Source organism: Sodalis sp. RH14, assembly GCF_047324285.1.
In the GTDB taxonomy this organism is placed as follows: domain Bacteria; phylum Pseudomonadota; class Gammaproteobacteria; order Enterobacterales; family Enterobacteriaceae; genus Acerihabitans.
In genome coordinates this window covers 737,227-756,176 of sequence record NZ_CP178739.1, presented here as the reverse complement: position 1 = coordinate 756,176, position 18,950 = coordinate 737,227, and the positions used below count along the sequence as shown (strand labels likewise).

Here is an 18,950-nt window from a genome sequence, read left to right as displayed (position 1 = left end):
AGCCGGTAAACGCGCCGGTCATTCAAGCTCGGCAAGGATGTCCAGCGCGTCGGCCAGCTTTTTCACGCCAAAAATCTGCATATTGTCCTGCGCTTTTTTCGGCACATTGGCAAAGGGCACGATGGCGCGGCGAAAACCGTGCTTGGCCGCCTCCGCAATGCGCTCCTGGCCGCTGGGCACCGGGCGGATCTCGCCGGCCAGCCCCACTTCGCCAAATACCACCAAATCCCGCGGCAACGGACGATCGCGCAGGCTGGACACCATCGCCAGCATCAGCGCCAGGTCGGCGCTGGTTTCCGTCACCTTGACGCCGCCGACCACATTGACAAAGACATCCTGATCGGCCATTTGCAAGCCGCCGTGGCGATGCAGCACCGCCAGCAGGATCGCCAGCCGGTTTTGCTCCAGGCCCACCGCCACCCGGCGTGGATTGGCCAGCATGGAGTGATCCACCAGCGCCTGGATTTCCACCAGCAGGGGACGGGTGCCTTCCCAAACCACCATCACGCTGCTGCCGGGCGTCATCTCCTCGCCGCGGCTGAGAAAAATGGCCGACGGATTGCTGACTTCCCGCAATCCCTGTTCGGTCATGGCGAACACCCCCAGCTCGTTCACCGCCCCAAAGCGGTTTTTATGACTGCGCAGGGTGCGGAAACGGGAGTCCGAATCACCGTCGAGCATGATGGAACAGTCGATACAGTGTTCCAGTACCTTGGGGCCGGCCAGGGAGCCATCCTTGGTCACGTGGCCGACCATCAGGATCGCCACGCCCTGGGTTTTGGCGAACCGGGTCAGGTAGGCGGCGGTTTCCCGCACCTGCGAAACGCTGCCCGGCGACGACTGGATGTCCGCCATATGCATCACCTGGATGGAATCGATCACCATCAGGCGCGGCTTTTCCTCGGCCGCAATCAGACAGATTTGCTCGATGCTGGTTTCCGAGAGCATGTTCAGCCCGCCCGTGGGCAGCGCCAGCCGGTGCGCGCGCATGGCGACCTGCTGCAACGACTCCTCGCCGGTGACATACAGCGTTTTCATCTGTTCGGACAATTTACACAGGGTTTGCAGCAGCAGGGTGCTTTTACCGGCGCCGGGGCTGCCGCCGATCAAAATGGCGCTGCCCGGCACCACGCCGCCGCCCAGCACCCGGTCGAACTCCTTGAACCCCGTGGAAAAACGGGGCAGTTCCTCGGGACTGATATCCGCCAGCCTGCGCACCCGGCTGACGCCGGCTTCGCCGGAATAGCCGCTGAAGCGGTCGTTACGCACGGCGGCGGGGGTAGACGCCACCCGGACCTCGGTGATGGTATTCCAGGCTTCACAGGCGCTGCACTGGCCCTGCCAGCGCGGATATTCCGCCCCGCATTCATTACAGACAAATGCCCGTTTCGCCGCTTTAGCCACAATGACCTCGGAAATGAGAAAACAATGAAGACCCGCCTAGGGAACACATGGCGGCCGCCTAGCGCTCTTCATTCTTGAGATTGCCGGTCAGGATACACAGCACGCCCAGCAGATCCGCATGGCGGATAATGACCTTACTCTGCTTATTCACCTTGGGCTTGGCATGATATGCGATACCCAGGCCAGCAGATTGTAGCATCAACAGGTCATTGGCGCCGTCGCCGATGGCCACCGTCTGGTGCAGCGGGATTTCCAGCCGCTCCGCCAGGGTGGTCAGCATGCGGGCTTTATAGGCGGCATCGACGATGGGCCCCACCACCTCGCCGGTGAACTTACCGTCGCGGATGCCCAGTTCATTGGCCGCCACGGCGACCAGGTGAAACCGATCGCGCAGGTAGTCGGCGAAATAAGTAAATCCGCCGGAAGCGATGGCTATCTGCCAGCCCAGGCTTTGCAATTTGGTCACCAGGGAGCCCAGGCCCGGCGTCAGCGGCAAACCGTCCCGCACCTGGCGCAGGATATCGGCGTCGGCGCCCTTCAGGGTCGCCACGCGCTGGCGCAGGCTGGCGGCGAAATCCAGCTCGCCGCGCATGGCGCGTTCGGTAACGGCGGCGACTTCCTCGCCCGTGCCCGCCAGTTTGGCGATTTCATCAATGCATTCTATCTGGATGGCGGTGGAATCCATGTCCATGACCAGCAGTCCGGGGGCATGCAGATGCGGCGTTTTGCCAAACGGCGCGACATCCAGCTCCATCTCCGCGGCCAGCTGCGCGGCCAGCCCGGTCAGCGGACCGGCCAGCCTGACCACCTGGTAGTCTTCAACATGCCAGGCGGAGACGATAACCATCGCCGCGCCCAGGCGACGCTGGAAACGGGTAAGGGAAAATTTATCCAACGCCTTGCCGTACAGCAGCCAGCCGGTATGACCGGCCCGGTAATCCAGCGGCATGACCTCGTCGCCGCTTAATGATAACGGGAGACCCGGCCACTGTGAAATCCCGGCGGGGAGATCGCAGTACGTCAAACTAATAGGCATCAATCACTCCTGTAGTCATGGATAACCGTCATGATAAAACATCGCGCATCAAGCTATCCTATCGTCGACGCTTCTGGCAACATAAAGCGTTCAGAATAGTAAAGGAATCCCATGCTCCGGGCCAGACACTCGTTTCGTTTACACCGCACCGCCATCGTGCTTATCTGCGTGACGCTGCTGGTCTTCCTGATGCAGGGCGCGTCCTGGTTCAGCCTGAGCCATCAAATGGCCCGCTCGGCGCAGGTGGATGAGCTGGCCGGCACCCTGATAGGACAGCTGGCGGGGCAACTGGCGCCGCTGATGGCCGACAGCGAGGAAAACAATGCCCCCATCCAGTCGATACTGGATACCCTTACCCAGGGCAGCCGTATCCTGGATGCCAGCGTATACAGCATGGACGGCAGCCTGATAGCCCGCGCCGGGGAGACCATTAGCGTGCGCGACCGGCTGGCTATCGAACACCAGCGCGCCGGCAGCTATTTTAACCATCAGCTGGTGCGTACCATTATCGATAAGGACGGGCCCAGCGGTTTTATCCGCCTGACCCTTGATACCCATGTGCTGGAAACCGAAGCCAAACAGGTGGATAACACCACCAACCTGCTGCGCCTGATGATTCTGCTGGCGCTGGCCATCGGTATTATCCTGGCCCGCACCCTGCTGCAAAACCGCCGCAGCCGCTGGCAGCAGTCCCCGTACCTGCTGACCGCCAGCACGCCGTTGGCGGAACGCAAAGGGGACGAAAACGACGCGCCGGCCCCGGCTGCGGCCACGCCCGATGATCCTGCGCGGACCAAAACCGACTAAGCGCGCGCATCAGGCACGCCTTGCGCCGTTGCCAACCTGCGCGTCTTGACCGGCGGAACAGCGCGTTGACGCCTTGCCGCCGGCCGCGTGGTCTTTATGCCGCGTCGCCGCGCAGCACCGACTCCAGCGCGATTTCGATCATCTCGTTAAACGTGGTCTGGCGATCCGCCGCGCTTAAGGCCTCGCCGGTACGGATATGGTCGGACACGGTGCAGATGGCCAGCGCCCTGGCGCCGAATTCCGCGGCCACGCCGTAGATACCGGCGGCTTCCATTTCCACGCCCAGGACGCCGTATTTTTCCATGACGTCGAACATCTGCGGATCGGGGGTATAAAACAGATCCGCCGAGAACAGATTGCCGACGCGCACATTGACCCCCGCCGCCTTGGCCGCGTCCACCGCGTGGCGCAGCAGGTCATAATCGGCAATGGCCGCAAAGTCATGATCCTTGAAACGCATGCGGTTAACCTTGGAATCGGTGCAGGCGCCCATGCCGATCACCACGTCGCGCACATTGACATCGCCGCGCAGCGCGCCGCAGGACCCGACCCGGATGATCTGTTCAACCCCGAACTCGGTAATCAGCTCCTTGGTGTAAATGGAGCAGGACGGGATGCCCATGCCGTGGCCCATAACTGAAATGGCCCGGCCTTTGTAGCTGCCGGTATAGCCCAGCATGCCGCGGACGTTATTGACTTCGCGCGGTTGCGTGAGAAAGTTATTGGCGATGTGCTGCGCCCGCAGCGGATCGCCGGGCATCAGGACCACATCGGCAAAATCACCTCGTTCAGCGTTAATATGCGGCGTCGCCATGTTGGTTTTCCTTATACTCAATAATAAAAAATAACGTTGTCCCGGCCCGCGCCGGGACAGGCAAAATCCTGACTACCTTCATGCCTGGAGGATGGATTTACCATAATCCATGGGTGTCAGGCCAAAATAATCCGCCACCGTCTGGCCGATATCGGCGAAGGTCCGGCGGTGCCCATAGGACCCCGGCCGGATGGCGGGGCCGTAGAGTAACACCGGCACGTGCTCGCGGGTATGATCGGTGCCGCGCCAGGTGGGATCGCAGCCGTGATCGGCGGTCAGAATGATCATATCCTCGCCGGTCACCCGCGCGAGCAGTTCCGGCAGGCGGCGGTCGAACAGCTCCAGCGCCGCCGCATAGCCGGCCACGTCGCGGCGGTGGCCATAGGATGAATCAAAATCGACAAAGTTGGTAAAGACGATGGTGTTATCGCCCGCGAGTTCCATTTCACGCAACGTCGCGTCGAACAGCGCATCCAGGCCGGTGGCCTTGATTTTTTTTGTGATGCCCACCTGGGCGTAGATATCGGCGATCTTGCCCACCGACACCACCTGCCCGCCCTTTTCTTCCACCAGCTTTTGCAATACCGTGGCGGAGGGCGGCTCCACCGCCAGATCATGGCGGTTGCCGGTGCGCTGGAAATGACCGCTTTTATCGCCGGTAAACGGCCGGGCGATCACCCGGCCGATATTGTAGCCGCCGGCGGTCAGCATCTCCCGGGCCAGCTCGCAGAGGTCGTACAAACGTTGCAGGCCGAACCGTTCTTCATGACAGGCTATCTGGAAAACCGAATCGGCGGAGGTATAGAAAATCGGCTTGCCGGTACGCATATGCTCCTCGCCCAGTTGATCCAGGATCACCGTGCCGGAAGAGTGACAGTTGCCCAGATATCCCGGCAGCCCGGCATCGGCGACCAGCCGGTCCAGCAGTTCCTGCGGGAAGCTGTTCTGGGGATCGGGGAAATAGCCCCAGTCAAACATCACCGGTACCCCGGCGATTTCCCAATGTCCGGACGGGGTATCCTTGCCCGAGGAGATTTCGCTGGCGTAGGCATAGGCGCCGATAATGTCCGCGTCGCGGTCAAGCCCCGGGGGAAAATGCCCGGTGGATTCCTCGGCGGCCTTCCCCAGTCCCAGGCGCGACAGGTTGGGCAGCCGCAGCGGTCCGCTGCGGCCCTGGTTGGCCTCGCCGCGCTGGCATCGTTCAGCAATATGGCCCAGGGTATCCGAGCCGCTGTCGCCGAATTTTTCCGCATCCGCGGCGGCACCGATGCCGAACGAGTCGAGCACCATGATATAGGTACGTTTCATTGTCTTCTCCAACTGATTGATCCGCCCGCCGGATAAGGGCCCCGGCCCGGCGGATCAGAAAAAATCGCATGTATCCCGGCGAACGATATCGTCGCCGGAAGCGTCCCCGCGCCGTCAGTCATCCGCCGCGATACGCCGGTAAATCACCGGCAGGGCTTCAGGCGGCTGCGGCGTGAGGGTAATGGCCGCGCGCACCGTCTCCGCCGCCTGCATCCAGCCGGCTTCGCTGGCGGCGTGGATATTCGCCAGCGGCTGTCCGGGCTGCACCGCATCGCCCAGGCGCGCCATGTCGGTTAAACCGACGCTATAGTCGATGGCATCGCCGGCGCGCCGGCGCCCGCCGCCCATAGCCACCACGGCCAGGCCCAGGGCGCGGGTGTCCATGGCGCCGATAAAACCCGCTTGTTCGGCGAGCACCGGCTTGCTCAGCGTGGCTTTGGGCAAATAGTGCTCATAACGGCTGATAAAATCATGCGGACCGCCCTGTGCCGCGATCATGCGGCCAAAACGCTCCGCCGCTTCCCCGTTGTCCAGTACCTGCTGCAGCCGCGCCATCGCCAGCGGTTCGGTGGCCGCCAATCCCGACGACACCATCATTTCGCTGCACAAGGCCATGGTGACCTCATACAGTCTGGGATTACGCTGTTCGCCGGTAAGGAAGCGCACCGCCTCGCGCACTTCCAGGGCATTGCCGGCGCTGGACGCCAGGACCTGGTTCATATCGGTCAACAGCGCCGTGGTCTTGCACCCGGCGCCGTTGGCGACGCCGACGATAGCGCGCGCCAGCGCTTCGGACTGCGGGTAATCGGGCATCAACGCCCCGGATCCGACTTTCACATCCATCACCAGCGCATCCAGGCCCTCGGCCAGTTTTTTGGCCAATATCGAGGCGGTAATCAGCGCAATGGAATCCACCGTGGCCGTGATGTCGCGGACGGCGTAAAACCGTTTATCCGCCGGCGCCAGGGAGTTGGTTTGGCCGATGATCGCCACGCCGGCCTGTTTTATCATCGCGCGGAACGCCTGATCGTCAGGGAAAATATTCAGCCCCGGGATCGATTCGAGCTTATCGAGCGTGCCGCCGGTATGGCCCAGTCCGCGGCCGGAAACCATCGGCACGTAGCCGCCGCAGGCGGCAATCATCGGCCCCAGCATCAGCGAGGTGACATCACCCACGCCGCCGGTCGAATGCTTATCCAGCACCGGCCCGCCCAGGGCGCTGTTCTGCCAGTTAAGCACATGGCCCGAGTCGCGCATCGCCAGCGTCAGCGCCACCCGTTCCCGAATATCCATGTCGCGGAAAAAAACGGTCATCGCCAGGGCGGCGATCTGCCCTTCCGAAACCGTATTATCGCGGACCCCATTGATGAAAAACCGAATCTCTTCTTCACTCAGCGGCTCGCCGTCGCGTTTTTTACGAATAATTTCTTGTGCCAGGAACACGGTTACCCCCTGCAAAACAAAAATGGCTATCGCCCGGAAACGGGCGGGTTTGTCATTGCCTTCTCCAATGCTCAATCAGGGGATCAATAACCGTTATCCGTGACCTGCATATCCTGGCCCAATACGGTGAGCAGGCTGGCCAGCAGGCTTGATGCGCCGAAGCGGAAATGCCGGGCGTCAGCCCACAGCGGCCCCATGATCCGGTCCGCCAGCGCCAGGTAGGCCGCCGCTTCCGCCGCGGTGCGCACGCCGCCCGCCGGTTTTACGCCCACGTGCGCGCCGACGCCTTTGTCATGGATAACCGACAGCATGATTTCAACGCTTGAAAGCGTGGCATTGACCGGCACCTTGCCGGTGGAGGTTTTAATAAAATCAGCGCCGGCGTCGATGGCGATTTCGGCGGCGCGCCGGATAAGCTCCGGACGGCGCAGCTCGCCGGTTTCCAGGATCACCTTCAGCAGCACGCCGCTGTCGGCGCACAGCGCCTTGCAGCCGGCGACCAGATCAAATCCCAGTTGTTCATTGCCGGCCATCAGCGCCCGATAGGGAAACACCACATCGACTTCATCCGCGCCGTAGGCTACCGAAGCGCGTGTTTCCGCCAGCGCAATGGCGGCATCGTCATCGCCATGGGGGAAATTGGCGACCGTGGCAATCCGAATATCCGGCGTGCCCTGGCGCTGCAAGGCGCGCCTGGCGACGGGAATAAAGCGGGGGTAGATGCAAACGGCGGCGGTATTGCCGGCCGGGCTTTTCGCCTGTCGGCACAGGCTGACGACGCTGTCGGCGGTATCGTCATCATTCAGGGTGGTAAGATCCATCAGACCCAACGCACGGCGGGCCGCAACGGTTAAATCAATCATAATACTCTCCAACTTTTCGGTGTGGCGACGTAGCAACCGAATCTGTAAAAGGGGCGTCATGGCTATCGCGATAACGCGCCGTAACGTTGGCGAGCGGACTTGGTTCCATGAAGAAAGACCCGGAACCATGCTGATTTCCGGGCGTTAAAGATCCCTCTCACCGCATAAGCCTGAATCAAAGACGCAGGGTAAACGCATCCTGCCTTACGCGCTGGCTCTATTTTTCCACAATCGACGATAATAAGCTGCTTAAGGATTGAGATTTATGCGTGCGATCCCGATTATCAGCCGGAAAATTTTGCTATTGACAGGGCAAACCGAATAAATCCAGGGTATTGCGGTATATTATTTCGGCAATCTGCTCCGGCGGCTCCGGCCTGAGCGCGCATAACGACGCAAAGGTCACGCGCAGGCGTTCGGGACGATTGGCCTGCCCCTGAAAGCCGGACACCGGCATATCGGGCGCGTCGGTTTCCAGCAGCAAGCGGTCCAGGGGCAGCCTGGCCATTACCTGGCGTGTTTTATTGGCGCGCTCATAGGTAATGGTGCCGCCGACGCCGATATAATAACCCAATTTGGTAAACGCCACCGCCTGCTCGTAGCTGCCGGCGAACCCGTGCACCACCCCGGTGCGCGGTAAATCATGGCGCCGCAAAATCTGCGCCAGGCGATCGTGGGTGCGCCGGGAATGCAGGATCACCGGCAGATCATGGCGGCCGGCTAACTGGAGTTGGGCCGCCAATAACGCTTCCTGGCGCGGCATCATGGGCTCCGCCATATAATTGTCCAGGCCGATTTCCCCCACCGCCACCAGTCGTGGATGAGGCCGGCGCAAATGATGCGCCAGGGCCGACAGCCCGGCGTCATCATGGCGGGTGATGGCGATGGGGTGCAGGCCCAGGGCGGCATACAGCGCCTCATGGGCGTCGGCCAATGCCAGCACGGCGGCAAAGCGCTCCGCCTCCACCGCCGGCACGATAATGCGCTGCACGCCGGCCGCGGCGGCCAGGGCGAGGCTGTCGGTTTCGTGACCGCTGAAGGGGGCAAAATCAAAATGGCAATGGGTATCGATAAAGACCGGATTTATCATCGCGTATTACCTGCGCGTGCCTGGCGCACCCAAAAGGGAGGAGGAAAAGTAAATAGTAGCATCTTTAGCACGTGCGCGGAGAGGAAAGGGAACCACGCATTAACGGCTGGGAGGGGTGGTGCGCGGGGACCTGAAAAACGCTCCGGAGAGGTCGTCAACATGATGCGTATTGACTCCCTCTCCGGATAATAACCCTATCTATCGGTTACTGCTTAACGGACCGGGGGCCCGCTGATAAGGCTACATACGGCGACGGCCGGTAAACAGGCTTATCAGGAACAGGATAATACCCACGACGAAGACGATTTTAGCCGCCCATGCCGCCGTGCCTGCCAAACCACCGAACCCTAATGCTGCCGCAATCAAGGCAATGACCAGAAAAATAATGCCCCAACGAAACATAAGCTTCTCCTTACCCAAATGATGGAAATACAATTCTCGTGTTACCGGGAAACACGGACGTTAAACGCCCCGGACCGGCTTAATACTATTGGTTTTGCCGTACACGGTATCGCCCTGCGCTGCGCACCGGCAACGCAAAGCGACATTGACCGTTGGTTCTTTAGAGATTAGTACTTAAGATCGTTTTTGACACTTTTCACGCCGTCAACTGCTTTGGCGACGCTTTCGGCACGCGAGGCTTCACGGGCATTTTTAACGTGGCCGCTCAGTTGCACGATGCCGTCGGACGTTTCCACTTTCACGTTGCGGGACGGGACGATGCTATCGGCAAGCAGCTTGGCTTTCACTTCGCTGGTAATCGCCGTGTCGCCGGCATAGGTTTTCACCGAAGCGTTGGTCGTTTCCTTCACGTGCAGCTTGTCGCTGACCGAGGTCACGCCTTCAACGGATTTGGCGGCGGTAACGGCGCGTTCAGCCTGGGCCTGGTTGGTCACAAAGCCGCTCAGGGTTACTACGCCGTTATTGGTCACCACGGAAATGTCGGTGCTGTTGATACCTTTATCGCCGACCAACGCGCTTTTCACCTTGGCGGTTACCGCGCTGTCGCCCATATAGTTTGAGGCGGTCTTCATCGTATTATCGATTTTGGCGCCGGCGCTGTTCGCCTCTGTCTTGATGGTATCGTTAGCCATCGCGGTGGAAGCCGCCAGGATGGAACCTAAAACCATAGCCGTGAGCGTTTTTGTCATCGTGATCTTATTCATTGATGTTTCCTTTTTAACTTGCCACCCGAATCAGGGTGTTTTCGCCACAAATAGCGGCCGGTCTAACTGCCTCCCGCGTTCGGCTGGGGAAGCATCCAAAAATGCAGAAATACCGCTCTCGTGATAAAGAGCAGCGTATCATACTGATTTGCACGGTTTTATTAGCTTATTTAACCGCTCCGTCAGAGACAATTTAACTATAGACTAGAAATAACAAATTGCATTGTTATCCGGGAAAAAAAGCTTAAATCCAATGATTAAGCAAGGATTTAGGAACATTCCGCACCCCGGCGCGGACATAACCATTCCGGCCGCAAGGCGCGGCGCGACAGGAAAGGCGGTGGATTCCGTCCCCACGCCGCGGCTAAAAAGGGCGGGCGCGCGGGGACGGGCGAAAAACCCGCGCCGGGAGGATCAATGCTCGCGGGTTTTGTGGAAATGGATGTCGGGATAGCGTTCCTGGGTCAGGTTGAGGTTAACCATGCTCGGAGCAATATAAGAAAGGTTATCGCCGCCGTCCAGGGCCAGGTTCAGTTCGTTCTTGCGCTTGAACTCCTCGAGTTTTTTCACATCGGCGCATTCGACCCAGCGGGCGGTGGACACATTGACCGACTCATACAGCGCCTCGACGTTGTATTCGCTTTTCAGGCGGGCCACCACCACTTCAAACTGCAACACCCCGACCGCGCCGACAATCAGGTCGTTGTTGGTCAGCGGGCGGAATACCTGAACCGCGCCCTCTTCCGACAGCTGGACCAGCCCTTTCAGCAATTGCTTTTGCTTGAGCGGGTCGCGCAGGCGGATACGGCGGAACATTTCCGGCGCGAAGTTGGGGATGCCGGTAAACTTCATGTCCTCGCCCTGGGTGAAGGTATCGCCAATCTGGATGGTGCCGTGGTTGTGCAGGCCGATGATATCGCCGGGATACGCCTCTTCGATATGCGAGCGGTCGCCGGCCATGAACGTCAGCGCATCGGCAATCACCACATCCTTGCCCGTGCGGACCTGGCGCAGCTTCATGCCGGTTTCATAGCGTCCCGACACCACGCGCATAAACGCCACGCGGTCACGGTGTTTCGGGTCCATATTCGCCTGGATCTTAAACACAAAGCCGGTAAATTTTTCTTCATCGGCGGTGACGACGCGGGTATTGGTCTTGCGCGGCATCGGCGGCGGCGCCCATTCAACCAGGCCGTCCAGCATATGATCGACGCCAAAGTTGCCCAAGGCGGTGCCGAAAAACACCGGGGTCAGCTCGCCGCGCAGGAAAGCCTGCTCTTCGAACTCGTGCGAGGCGCCCTGCACCAGCTCCAGCTCCTCGCGCAGCTGCGCCGCCAGATCCTCGCCGATGGCCGCGTCAAGATCCGGATTATGCAACCCCTTGACCGCGCGCACTTCCTGGATGGTATGGCCTTTACCGGTCTGGTAAAGATAGGTCTCATCCTTGTAGAGATGATAAACCCCTTTAAACAGCTTGCCGCAGCCAATGGGCCAGGTGATGGGCGCGCAGGCGATGCGCAGCTCGTGTTCGACCTCGTCGAGCAGTTCCGTCGGATCGCGGATATCGCGATCGACCTTGTTCATAAAGGTCAGGATCGGCGTATCGCGCAGGCGCGTCACCTCCATCAGTTTACGGGTACGATCTTCGACGCCTTTCGCGGAGTCGATGACCATCAGGCAGCAGTCCACCGCCGTCAGCGTGCGGTACGTATCTTCGGAGAAATCTTCATGCCCCGGCGTATCGAGCAAGTTTACCAGGGCGTCCCGGTAAGGGAATTGCATCACCGAGGTGGTAATGGAAATGCCGCGCTGCTTTTCCATTTCCATCCAGTCGGATTTGGCATGATGGCTTGAGCCGCGGCCCTTTACCGTACCGGCGGTAAGAATGGCGTGCCCGAATAACAGCACTTTTTCGGTGATGGTGGTTTTACCGGCGTCGGGGTGCGAAATAATCGCAAAAGTGCGCCGAGCCGCAACTTCCGCGGCGTAAGTGGCATTCTTCATCTTCTGTTTCTCGATGGGTACATACAAATTATGGGCTGGATCGCTGGTGCTAGATTCTACATGGAGAAAGTGCGCATTGATAGTGTGCGCACTGGCGCGCGGCGGTGCGGTTCACCCCAGCGGCAGCGCCATGATGATGGCATCCTCGCGCCCGACGGCGGACGGGTAGTAATCACGGCGCACCGTGACATCGTTAAAGCCAAGGGACCGGTACAGCGCGATGGCGGGCCGGTTGGATTGCCGCACCTCCAGCCACAGCGTCAGGATATCTCGCTGTTCCAATTGGGCGATGAGATGTTCCAGCAACGATCGGCCCAGGCCGCGGCGCTGGAAATCCGGATGCACGGCAATGTTGAACAGCGTCGCCTCGTCCAGCACGGTCTGGGTGATGGCGAACGCCGCCAGGGTATCCGCCACGGTCAGCTTGAGATTCAGGTAACGCTCGCCCTGGTTGCTGGCAAAGGTTTTCGCCGTCCAGGGGAACGCGTGGCTGGCCTGCTCTATATGCCAGGCGGCGGCCAGGTCAGAGACCGTCAGCGCGGAAATCTGGTTCATGATGACAAATCTGCCGCCAAAGATCGCGCTTGGCTGCTGCGTTGCCCAGCAGTTCAGCCAGCGGCGGGGTGAAAAGGGAGACACCGGACAGGGGACGCGTCGCCTCGCGCCCGAGCCACCAGCTATGGCAGCGGGTGTCTTCCGGCAGCATCGCCACCTGTTCCGGCGTGAGCGGATACAGCTGACCGGGCGCAAGATCCAGGCTGCGCGCCACATCGCCCACCAGGGGATGGTCGATGGGCGGCAAGGGGCTGGCTATCAGCAGCAGGCGGACATCGGCGGGCAGGACGACCGCCACTTCTCCCTGCAGGGACGCGGGGCGTCGCAACGCCCATTGCGTGATGCCCAATTGCTGTAACTGCCAGTCTCGTCTCGACGCCATACTGATCCTATTCGCGGTCGTTGCATATCAATCCATCGCACATCAGGCGATAAAGTCCATCGAACATCGGACAATAAAGCACTATACTCCCCGCTCAGATTAATGAGGAGCCTTTGTCGCATGTCAGTATTAACACCAGCCAGTGAAGTCATACTCCGTCACGAGGACATTTTTTCAGATAAACGCGTACTGTTCGCCGGCGATGTGCAGGATCTCCTGCCGGCGGAACTGGACGCCCAAAACGTATGTGTCCACACCGCCTGGTATCACCACTGTCTGGCACTGCGCGATAAAATGGACGATGGGTCCGTGCAGTACGGCCTGGTCGCCGACGCGGAATTTGTCCGCGAATGCGATACTTTACTCTATTTCTGGCCGAAAAATAAGCCGGAAGCACAGTTCCAGCTCACCAACCTCCTCGCGCTGCTGCCGGTGGGCAGCGATGTCTTCGTGGTGGGGGAAAACCGCAGCGGCGTACGCAGCGCCGAGCCGTTCCTGGCGCCCTACTGTCCCCTGGTGAAAATCGACAGCGCCCGCCGCTGCGGCCTGTATCACGGCCGGCTGGAAACAGCGCCGCGCTTCGACCTCGAGTCTTACTGGAACGAATATCAGCTCAACGGGTTGACGGTGAAAACGCTGCCGGGCGTATTCAGCCGCGACGGGCTCGACAGCGGCAGCCAACTGCTGTTGTCCACCTTTGATCTGCCGCTCAGCGGCGAGGTGGCCGATATCGGCTGCGGAACCGGCGTCCTGGCCGCCGTCCTGGCGAAACGCTCGCCGGGCATCAAGCTGACCCTCGGGGATGTACACGCGCCGGCGCTGGCCGCAAGCCAGGCCACGCTCGAGGCGAACGGCCTGACCGGCAACGTGGTCGTCAGCGATGTGTATTCAGCGATGCCTGGACGTTTTGACCTGATTATTTCCAACCCGCCGTTCCACGACGGCATGCATACCAATCTGCAGGCGGCCGAAAACCTGATCCGCGGCGCGTTAACCCATTTGCGCATCGGCGGGCAGTTGCGCATCGTCGCCAATGCGTTTTTGCCCTATCCGGCCTTGCTGGATTCCATTTTCGGCAGCCATGCCGTGCTGGCGCAAAATGGCCGCTTCAAGGTTTTCCAGGCGGTCCATACCGTCTCGCGCGGCAAGGATAAAGATAAAGCCGGCAAACGCGGCTAACGGGCAACCCTCCCGCCGCCGCCGCGCGCGCCGATGCGGCGGCGGCTATTTTTTTGCGCTAAATACCCGCTTTGGTTTAAATAATTATTGACGTTGACGCTAAAACCTCTAGAATTCGCCTCCGTGGTGGCAGGGCTTATGCCTTGCCGGTGCCGGGCGATGGTGGCGGAATTGGTAGACGCGCTAGCTTCAGGTGTTAGTGTCCTTTCGGACGTGAGGGTTCAAGTCCCTCCCTTCGCACCAAATACAACCACGATGTTATTAGCATAAAAAGATGTTGCCGGATTGCACGCGATGGTGGCGGAATTGGTAGACGCGCTAGCTTCAGGTGTTAGTGTCCTTACGGACGTGAGGGTTCAAGTCCCTCCCTTCGCACCAATCGGTAACCAGAACGAAAGCACGCCGTACCCCGGTACAGGCGGCCTGTTCTGAATAAAAAGTTTTACGTGTAAGTATGAGATGAATAGCCTGCGATGGTGGCGGAATTGGTAGACGCGCTAGCTTCAGGTGTTAGTGTCCTTACGGACGTGAGGGTTCAAGTCCCTCCCTTCGCACCATATTCATGCTCGTTTTTTCACGGTAGATACCGCAGCGCCGCTGACCCTTCGTCAGTCCGTCGCGTCGGTCAGGCATGCAGCTACGCTGCGCCCCTCCAGCCTCTACGGCTTCTTTTCCCCTGTTTTCGCATCACGCTCCATCGGCGAGTGACAGCCACGTGTAAAGCTGTTAAATTATTCTATTAATTTTCTAAGCCAAACTTTCATAATAACGATACCAAATTATTAATAATCATAGTTTATTCAGAATTCTTGTCGTCTGTTATTGCCATAGTGGACAGCCGGGGCTAAAAAGTTAAGACATGATAAATACCTACAGCTATGAAGAACTCCGCAGGAGTAAGCTTCGCCTGTCGTTGCTATTGTTTTTGCTGCTTAATATCGCTTTTTCGGTTTTTTATGTCGCCACCGCCCTGAATAATACCCATTCTCCCACGCCGCCATCCATACTGGTGGCGATCGTTTGTGTAATTACTTTAATGATGAGTAATTACAAAATGAGAAATTATGCTCATCAACTGAATGTTTTTGCAATTATTATTGGCTTACTCTGGGCCTGGCATATCGCCGTGCGCTATAACCAGCTTCAGCCCGCTGAGAATAATTTCCTGCTCTTCAGCCTGATGATGGTATTTTTCATCAGCGCTATTTCGCTGGCCGATCATTTCGTGGCGTTTTGCCTGCACAGCCTGCCGCCGGCGCTGATGGTTATCGCGCTGGATCAGTTCAACCATATCCTGGTCTTGCTGTTCACCATTGCGCTGCCGCTGATAAGCTTTACGCTGCACAGCCTGATGCAAAAACGCAGCGAAGCCTTTACGGCGGAACTGGTCAACCGGCTCAGCGAAGAACGGGAAAAATTCAGCGATCTCAGCATGATAGATCCCCTTACCGGCCTGTTTAACCGCCGGGGCCTGCAAAACAAGCTCAGCAACCTGACGGGCAACGGCCCCACCAGCCATTATATTCTGCTGCTGGATATCGACCATTTCAAAGCCTACAACGACAATTACGGCCACACCATGGGCGACAAGGCCTTGGTCGCCGTAGCGGTGGCTATCCGCGATGCGGTGCGCTCCCGGGACATCGTGGTGCGCTACGGCGGCGAGGAGTTCCTGATACTGCTGATAGACGTCGATGACGGATATGCCCTGACCTGTGCTGAAAATGTCAGGCAGGCCGTGCTGGATTTAAAAATCCCGCATTTATTTAACGATCAGGTTTCCACCACCGTGACCCTTAGCGCCGGAATTGCCATTATGGCCGACAGCGATATAGAAGCTTCGCTTACCGCTGCCGATGGCGCCCTATATTTGGCAAAAAAACGCGGCAGGAATTCGGTCGAAATCGCCCCGTTAAATTCTTTTAGGCAAAATACCCAAACGGCTGAATCCTGATATGAATGCCCGGGCCGCGTTCAATGCCGCGGCCCGCCATTATTTATAAGGCCGCCGGGAGAGACATTTATATTTCAGCAAAATATCCCTCAGTATTATCTTAATAATCCGCACCCGCGCCTACCCCAATATCCCGCCGTCAATTAACGCTAACCGATTATATTATATACAGTTAATAAACAAACTTGCTGACGGGCCAATCCGGCACTAGGCTTAGGACAGTTCATTATTCATCTGACGGAGGACAGGATGAGCAAAAAAATCGCAGTCTTAATTACTGATGAATTTGAAGATGCGGAGTTTACCTCGCCGGCCCAGACCTATCAGCAGGCCGGACACCAGGTCATCACCATCGATAAAAAAGCGGGCCAAACCGTCACCGGCAAGCGCGGCGAGGCCAAGGTGACCATTGATAAGTCCATCGACGAGGTCAATGTGGACCAATTCGACGCCCTGTTGTTGCCCGGCGGCCACTCGCCTGATTCCTTGCGCGGCGACGACCGTTTTGTTGATTTCACGCGGGCCTTCGCGCAAAGCGGCAAACCGATTTTCGCCATTTGCCATGGCCCGCAGTTGCTGATAAGCGCCGATGCGGTACGCGGCAAAAAAATGACCACGGTAAAAGCGGTGGCGGTGGATTTAAAAAATGCCGGCGCCGACTTTTTTGATAAAGAAGTGGTCATTGATAACGATACCCTGGTAACCAGCCGCACACCGGATGATTTACCGGCGTTTAACCGGGAATCGCTGCGTATTCTCAATAAGAAATAACCCAGGGCATCCGCCCTAGGTCTCAGGCCTGGCGACTGGCCAGGCCTGTATCAGCTTCATCGTCTTCGCGCTTCCAGCTCAGCTTGGTGCCGAACCCCAGCTTATTGTTGGTCAGCTTAATTTCATCCAGACGCAAACGCCATATGGGCGAGGTCGCGAGCTTGGCCAGCGGGAAGCGCGCGGTATACTGCTTGCGCGCCGTCTGGGCCGCGTCGCCGGTGATTTGATTAACCTCGCCGCTATACTGTATGCCCTTGATAAGACTGATGGTAACGGTCTGATCGCTGATGGTGCCGGCGACATGTTGATTCTCCGCCAGCAGGATGCCGTGGCGGGTGGTATGATCCGTTAACATATATAACGACAGATCGGGTTCGTTCAGCACATAGAAGCAATTGGCGCACCATAAGGTCTGCGCGTCGCCGGTGCAAAGCGTTAAAACATGCTGCTTTTTCAGGTAAGCTACGATGGCTTTCAGGGGGTCGTCCGTTCGCACGATAATCTCTTATCCTTTATAAGGTTATAACCAGCATATCGCCACGCGTTCTTACATGTCCAATTAATTATGCGCAACTTTTGCAAACCTTGCACAGCGTATTACGGGCTTAATATCGTCCTTTACGCCTGACGGTTAAAGTAGGTACCATCATAGCTGTTTCTGGAAATATTACCCATGGACTCTTTGCCCAAGAGGCCATTTCCCACTAGATTTCGTTTGGCTGCTTAAGGCGCAATTCCATGACCCCATGCTGGCATATTTACCTGATTCGCACCGCCAGCGGCGCCCTCTATACCGGCGTTACCACCGATGTGGCCCGGCGGCTGGCTCAGCACCAACGCGGCAGCGGCGCCAAGGCCCTGCGCGGCAAAGGTCCGTTGCTTCTGGTCTACCACTGCCCGGCCGGCGATCGGGGCGGGGCATTGCGATGGGAGTATCGCATCAAGCAGCTGACGCGGGCGCAAAAGGAGCGGCTGGTCGCGAGCCAGGCTTCAACGCTTGAGGCGATCTGGCCGAGCCTGCAGCCGCACCGGCGTACCGGCGACGGAGACTCTCCGGGAAATAGCGGGCAGCCGGCCGTCAAAGCGCCAGCTGATTAAACGGCTCGGCGTATTCCACCCGGCCGCTGACGCCCTCCAGCGCATCCTCCGCCAGGGTAAACAGCTGGAAGGCGGCTTCCGCGCCGGGCCAGCGGCAATGCAGCTGTGAACGCGCCGCGGGAATGAAACCAAAGCGCGAATAATAGTCGGGCGCGCCCAGGACCACCACGGCGCGATAACCGAACTCGTTAAGGGTGTCCAGCCCCTCATAGATCAGCTGCCGGGCGATGCCCTGGCGGCGGAAAGCGGCCTCCACCGCCAGCGGCGCCAGGCCGACCCACTGACAATCCTCGCCGCCAATCCACACCGGGCTGAACGCCGCGTAGCCGATAACCCCGCCTTCGTCGTCCGTGGCCACGATACCCAGGGTCAGCAGCCCATCCTCACGCAGGCGATGGACCAGCTCCGCCTCGGCGTCGCGCCCGAAGGCCCGCCGCAGCAGGCTGTCGATTCCCGGCGCATCCACCGGTATTTCCACGCGTATCAGCACGGCTGGGATACGTGGATGCCCTCGGCATCCACGCCCTCCTGCAAGCCGGCCTGAATAAAGGCGGCAATCTGCATCAGCGCCGCGCGCAGCAAGGGCGGCATGGTGGCCAGATCAATCGAATCCATGAGATTTTTCACGTACAGGCCAAGCTCGGTATCGCCTTCGATGCGCAGCCGGCGCTGGAAAAACAACGTGTCGGGGTCCTCCTTACGGGCGGCGATAAGGATCAGATCGTTGGCATTGCCGCTGAAGCTGACATCGGCCCGCGCCTGGCGGCTGACCTTCAGTTGCTCATTTTCGACGGTCATATACCATACCAGCGCGATATCCTCGACCTCGATCCTAAGCCAGCGCCCCTCCAGAAAAGCCAGTTCACCCTCGGCCAGCGCTGCGCGAAACTGCCAGCGCAGCGCCTGTTCCAACACCTGACGCTGCAACGCGAACGGTGTCAGTGTGATCGGCAAGCGCAACAGCGACGGCCCCCGGCGCACCAAGTGTGCTCGTAGTTTTTCCAACACTGTTTCTACTCCTCTAAACGAATCTGCGCCTATTTTGCCACAGTGGTTAAAACCAGTCGGGGTCTACA

Annotated in this window: 20 protein-coding genes and 3 tRNA genes; 8 read left to right on the top strand and 15 right to left on the bottom strand. The window is 59.0% G+C overall.

Going from position 1 to position 18,950, the window contains the following annotated elements; all coding sequences use genetic code 11:
* Positions 1 to 18: 18 nt before the first annotated feature.
* Positions 19 to 1,404, bottom strand: coding sequence for a DNA repair protein RadA (gene radA, locus ACL2XQ_RS03350; protein WP_410016484.1), 1,386 nt, complete (start codon positions 1,402 to 1,404; stop codon positions 19 to 21).
* A gap of 58 nt (positions 1,405 to 1,462) precedes the next feature.
* Positions 1,463 to 2,440: a phosphoserine phosphatase gene (serB, locus tag ACL2XQ_RS03345; protein WP_410016485.1), complete on the bottom strand. Its 978-nt coding sequence runs from the start codon at positions 2,438 to 2,440 to the stop codon at positions 1,463 to 1,465.
* A gap of 111 nt (positions 2,441 to 2,551) precedes the next feature.
* On the opposite strand from serB, the gene ACL2XQ_RS03340 reads away from it, so the two are divergent.
* On the top strand, positions 2,552 to 3,247 hold the full coding sequence (locus ACL2XQ_RS03340; protein WP_410016486.1) for a YtjB family periplasmic protein: 696 nt from the start codon (positions 2,552 to 2,554) through the stop codon (positions 3,245 to 3,247).
* Between the two features lie 94 nt (positions 3,248 to 3,341).
* On the opposite strand, the gene deoD is transcribed toward ACL2XQ_RS03340, so the two are convergent.
* The 10 genes from deoD to ACL2XQ_RS03290 all read right to left on the bottom strand — a co-directional run bounded on the left by deoD (position 3,342) and on the right by ACL2XQ_RS03290 (position 12,872).
* Entirely contained in the window at positions 3,342 to 4,061 is a 720-nt protein-coding gene (gene deoD, locus ACL2XQ_RS03335) for a purine-nucleoside phosphorylase (protein WP_413722103.1), read from the bottom strand.
* A gap of 78 nt (positions 4,062 to 4,139) precedes the next feature.
* Positions 4,140 to 5,369, bottom strand: a complete 1,230-nt coding sequence (gene deoB / locus ACL2XQ_RS03330; RefSeq protein WP_410016488.1) for a phosphopentomutase — start codon at positions 5,367 to 5,369, stop codon at positions 4,140 to 4,142.
* A gap of 114 nt (positions 5,370 to 5,483) precedes the next feature.
* Positions 5,484 to 6,812, bottom strand: a complete 1,329-nt coding sequence (gene deoA, locus ACL2XQ_RS03325; RefSeq protein ID WP_413740497.1) for a thymidine phosphorylase — start codon at positions 6,810 to 6,812, stop codon at positions 5,484 to 5,486.
* A gap of 83 nt (positions 6,813 to 6,895) precedes the next feature.
* A complete protein-coding gene (gene deoC, locus ACL2XQ_RS03320; protein ID WP_410016489.1) occupies positions 6,896 to 7,675 on the bottom strand; it encodes a deoxyribose-phosphate aldolase in 780 nt (259 codons plus the stop codon).
* A 301-nt stretch (positions 7,676 to 7,976) separates the two neighbouring features.
* Entirely contained in the window at positions 7,977 to 8,765 is a 789-nt protein-coding gene (locus ACL2XQ_RS03315; protein WP_410016490.1) for a TatD family hydrolase, read from the bottom strand.
* 240 nt (positions 8,766 to 9,005) lie between these two features.
* Positions 9,006 to 9,167 (bottom strand): DUF1328 domain-containing protein, encoded by a 162-nt coding sequence (locus ACL2XQ_RS03310; RefSeq protein ID WP_162364050.1) that lies wholly within the window; start codon positions 9,165 to 9,167, stop codon positions 9,006 to 9,008.
* Positions 9,168 to 9,334: 167 nt separating this feature from the next.
* A complete protein-coding gene (gene osmY / locus ACL2XQ_RS03305) occupies positions 9,335 to 9,931 on the bottom strand; it encodes a molecular chaperone OsmY (protein WP_413731296.1) in 597 nt (198 codons plus the stop codon).
* A 414-nt stretch (positions 9,932 to 10,345) separates the two neighbouring features.
* Positions 10,346 to 11,935: a peptide chain release factor 3 gene (gene prfC, locus ACL2XQ_RS03300; protein WP_413740056.1), complete on the bottom strand. Its 1,590-nt coding sequence runs from the start codon at positions 11,933 to 11,935 to the stop codon at positions 10,346 to 10,348.
* A 111-nt stretch (positions 11,936 to 12,046) separates the two neighbouring features.
* On the bottom strand, positions 12,047 to 12,490 hold the full coding sequence (gene rimI / locus ACL2XQ_RS03295; RefSeq protein WP_410016493.1) for a ribosomal protein S18-alanine N-acetyltransferase: 444 nt from the start codon (positions 12,488 to 12,490) through the stop codon (positions 12,047 to 12,049).
* The gene (locus tag ACL2XQ_RS03290) at positions 12,459 to 12,872 is read right to left on the bottom strand and encodes a DNA polymerase III subunit psi (protein ID WP_410016494.1); all 414 of its coding nucleotides are present in this window, start codon (positions 12,870 to 12,872) and stop codon (positions 12,459 to 12,461) included. Before ACL2XQ_RS03290 ends, rimI begins: the two co-directional genes overlap by 32 nt.
* Before the next feature lie 120 nt (positions 12,873 to 12,992).
* Here ACL2XQ_RS03290 and rsmC point away from each other — a divergent pair, with 120 nt between their 5' ends.
* The 6 genes from rsmC to ACL2XQ_RS03260 all read left to right on the top strand — a co-directional run bounded on the left by rsmC (position 12,993) and on the right by ACL2XQ_RS03260 (position 16,776).
* Positions 12,993 to 14,051, top strand: coding sequence for a 16S rRNA (guanine(1207)-N(2))-methyltransferase RsmC (rsmC, locus tag ACL2XQ_RS03285; RefSeq protein ID WP_413740055.1), 1,059 nt, complete (start codon positions 12,993 to 12,995; stop codon positions 14,049 to 14,051).
* Positions 14,052 to 14,207: 156 nt separating this feature from the next.
* A tRNA-Leu gene (locus tag ACL2XQ_RS03280) sits at positions 14,208 to 14,294 on the top strand.
* A gap of 48 nt (positions 14,295 to 14,342) precedes the next feature.
* Positions 14,343 to 14,429, top strand: a tRNA-Leu gene (locus tag ACL2XQ_RS03275).
* A 92-nt stretch (positions 14,430 to 14,521) separates the two neighbouring features.
* Positions 14,522 to 14,608, top strand: a tRNA-Leu gene (locus ACL2XQ_RS03270).
* A 302-nt stretch (positions 14,609 to 14,910) separates the two neighbouring features.
* A complete protein-coding gene (locus tag ACL2XQ_RS03265; RefSeq protein ID WP_413740054.1) occupies positions 14,911 to 16,005 on the top strand; it encodes a GGDEF domain-containing protein in 1,095 nt (364 codons plus the stop codon).
* Between the two features lie 249 nt (positions 16,006 to 16,254).
* Positions 16,255 to 16,776: a type 1 glutamine amidotransferase domain-containing protein gene (locus ACL2XQ_RS03260; protein WP_410016497.1), complete on the top strand. Its 522-nt coding sequence runs from the start codon at positions 16,255 to 16,257 to the stop codon at positions 16,774 to 16,776.
* Between the two features lie 22 nt (positions 16,777 to 16,798).
* Here ACL2XQ_RS03260 and ACL2XQ_RS03255 read toward each other — a convergent pair whose 3' ends face one another.
* A complete protein-coding gene (locus ACL2XQ_RS03255) occupies positions 16,799 to 17,272 on the bottom strand; it encodes a YhbP family protein (RefSeq protein ID WP_410016498.1) in 474 nt (157 codons plus the stop codon).
* A gap of 242 nt (positions 17,273 to 17,514) precedes the next feature.
* On the opposite strand from ACL2XQ_RS03255, the gene ACL2XQ_RS03250 reads away from it, so the two are divergent.
* Positions 17,515 to 17,874 carry a GIY-YIG nuclease family protein gene (locus ACL2XQ_RS03250; RefSeq protein WP_413740053.1) on the top strand — a complete coding sequence of 120 codons (360 nt, stop codon included), beginning with the start codon at positions 17,515 to 17,517 and terminating at the stop codon, positions 17,872 to 17,874.
* Here the strand turns inward: ACL2XQ_RS03250 and ACL2XQ_RS03245 are convergent.
* Positions 17,855 to 18,364 (bottom strand): GNAT family N-acetyltransferase, encoded by a 510-nt coding sequence (locus ACL2XQ_RS03245; RefSeq protein WP_410016500.1) that lies wholly within the window; start codon positions 18,362 to 18,364, stop codon positions 17,855 to 17,857. The two genes, ACL2XQ_RS03250 and ACL2XQ_RS03245, sit on opposite strands and share 20 nt — an antisense overlap.
* The gene (gene ubiT, locus ACL2XQ_RS03240; RefSeq protein WP_410016501.1) at positions 18,358 to 18,882 is read right to left on the bottom strand and encodes a ubiquinone anaerobic biosynthesis accessory factor UbiT; all 525 of its coding nucleotides are present in this window, start codon (positions 18,880 to 18,882) and stop codon (positions 18,358 to 18,360) included. Before ubiT ends, ACL2XQ_RS03245 begins: the two co-directional genes overlap by 7 nt.
* Positions 18,883 to 18,950: the final 68 nt, after the last annotated feature.

Bases quoted from the DNA above. Each gene is read 5' to 3' on its own strand.
- serB (WP_410016485.1), bottom strand. From the start codon at position 2,440: ATGCCTATTAGTTTGACGTACTGCGATCTCCCCGCCGGGATTTCACAG.
- ACL2XQ_RS03340 (WP_410016486.1), top strand. From the start codon at position 2,552: ATGCTCCGGGCCAGACACTCGTTTCGTTTACACCGCACCGCCATCGTG.
- deoD (WP_413722103.1), bottom strand. From the start codon at position 4,061: ATGGCGACGCCGCATATTAACGCTGAACGAGGTGATTTTGCCGATGTG.
- deoB (WP_410016488.1), bottom strand. From the start codon at position 5,369: ATGAAACGTACCTATATCATGGTGCTCGACTCGTTCGGCATCGGTGCC.
- deoC (WP_410016489.1), bottom strand. From the start codon at position 7,675: ATGATTGATTTAACCGTTGCGGCCCGCCGTGCGTTGGGTCTGATGGAT.
- ACL2XQ_RS03315 (WP_410016490.1), bottom strand. From the start codon at position 8,765: ATGATAAATCCGGTCTTTATCGATACCCATTGCCATTTTGATTTTGCC.
- ACL2XQ_RS03310 (WP_162364050.1), bottom strand. From the start codon at position 9,167: ATGTTTCGTTGGGGCATTATTTTTCTGGTCATTGCCTTGATTGCGGCA.
- osmY (WP_413731296.1), bottom strand. From the start codon at position 9,931: ATGAATAAGATCACGATGACAAAAACGCTCACGGCTATGGTTTTAGGT.
- prfC (WP_413740056.1), bottom strand. From the start codon at position 11,935: ATGAAGAATGCCACTTACGCCGCGGAAGTTGCGGCTCGGCGCACTTTT.
- rimI (WP_410016493.1), bottom strand. From the start codon at position 12,490: ATGAACCAGATTTCCGCGCTGACGGTCTCTGACCTGGCCGCCGCCTGG.
- ACL2XQ_RS03290 (WP_410016494.1), bottom strand. From the start codon at position 12,872: ATGGCGTCGAGACGAGACTGGCAGTTACAGCAATTGGGCATCACGCAA.
- rsmC (WP_413740055.1), top strand. From the start codon at position 12,993: ATGTCAGTATTAACACCAGCCAGTGAAGTCATACTCCGTCACGAGGAC.
- ACL2XQ_RS03265 (WP_413740054.1), top strand. From the start codon at position 14,911: ATGATAAATACCTACAGCTATGAAGAACTCCGCAGGAGTAAGCTTCGC.
- ACL2XQ_RS03260 (WP_410016497.1), top strand. From the start codon at position 16,255: ATGAGCAAAAAAATCGCAGTCTTAATTACTGATGAATTTGAAGATGCG.
- ACL2XQ_RS03250 (WP_413740053.1), top strand. From the start codon at position 17,515: ATGACCCCATGCTGGCATATTTACCTGATTCGCACCGCCAGCGGCGCC.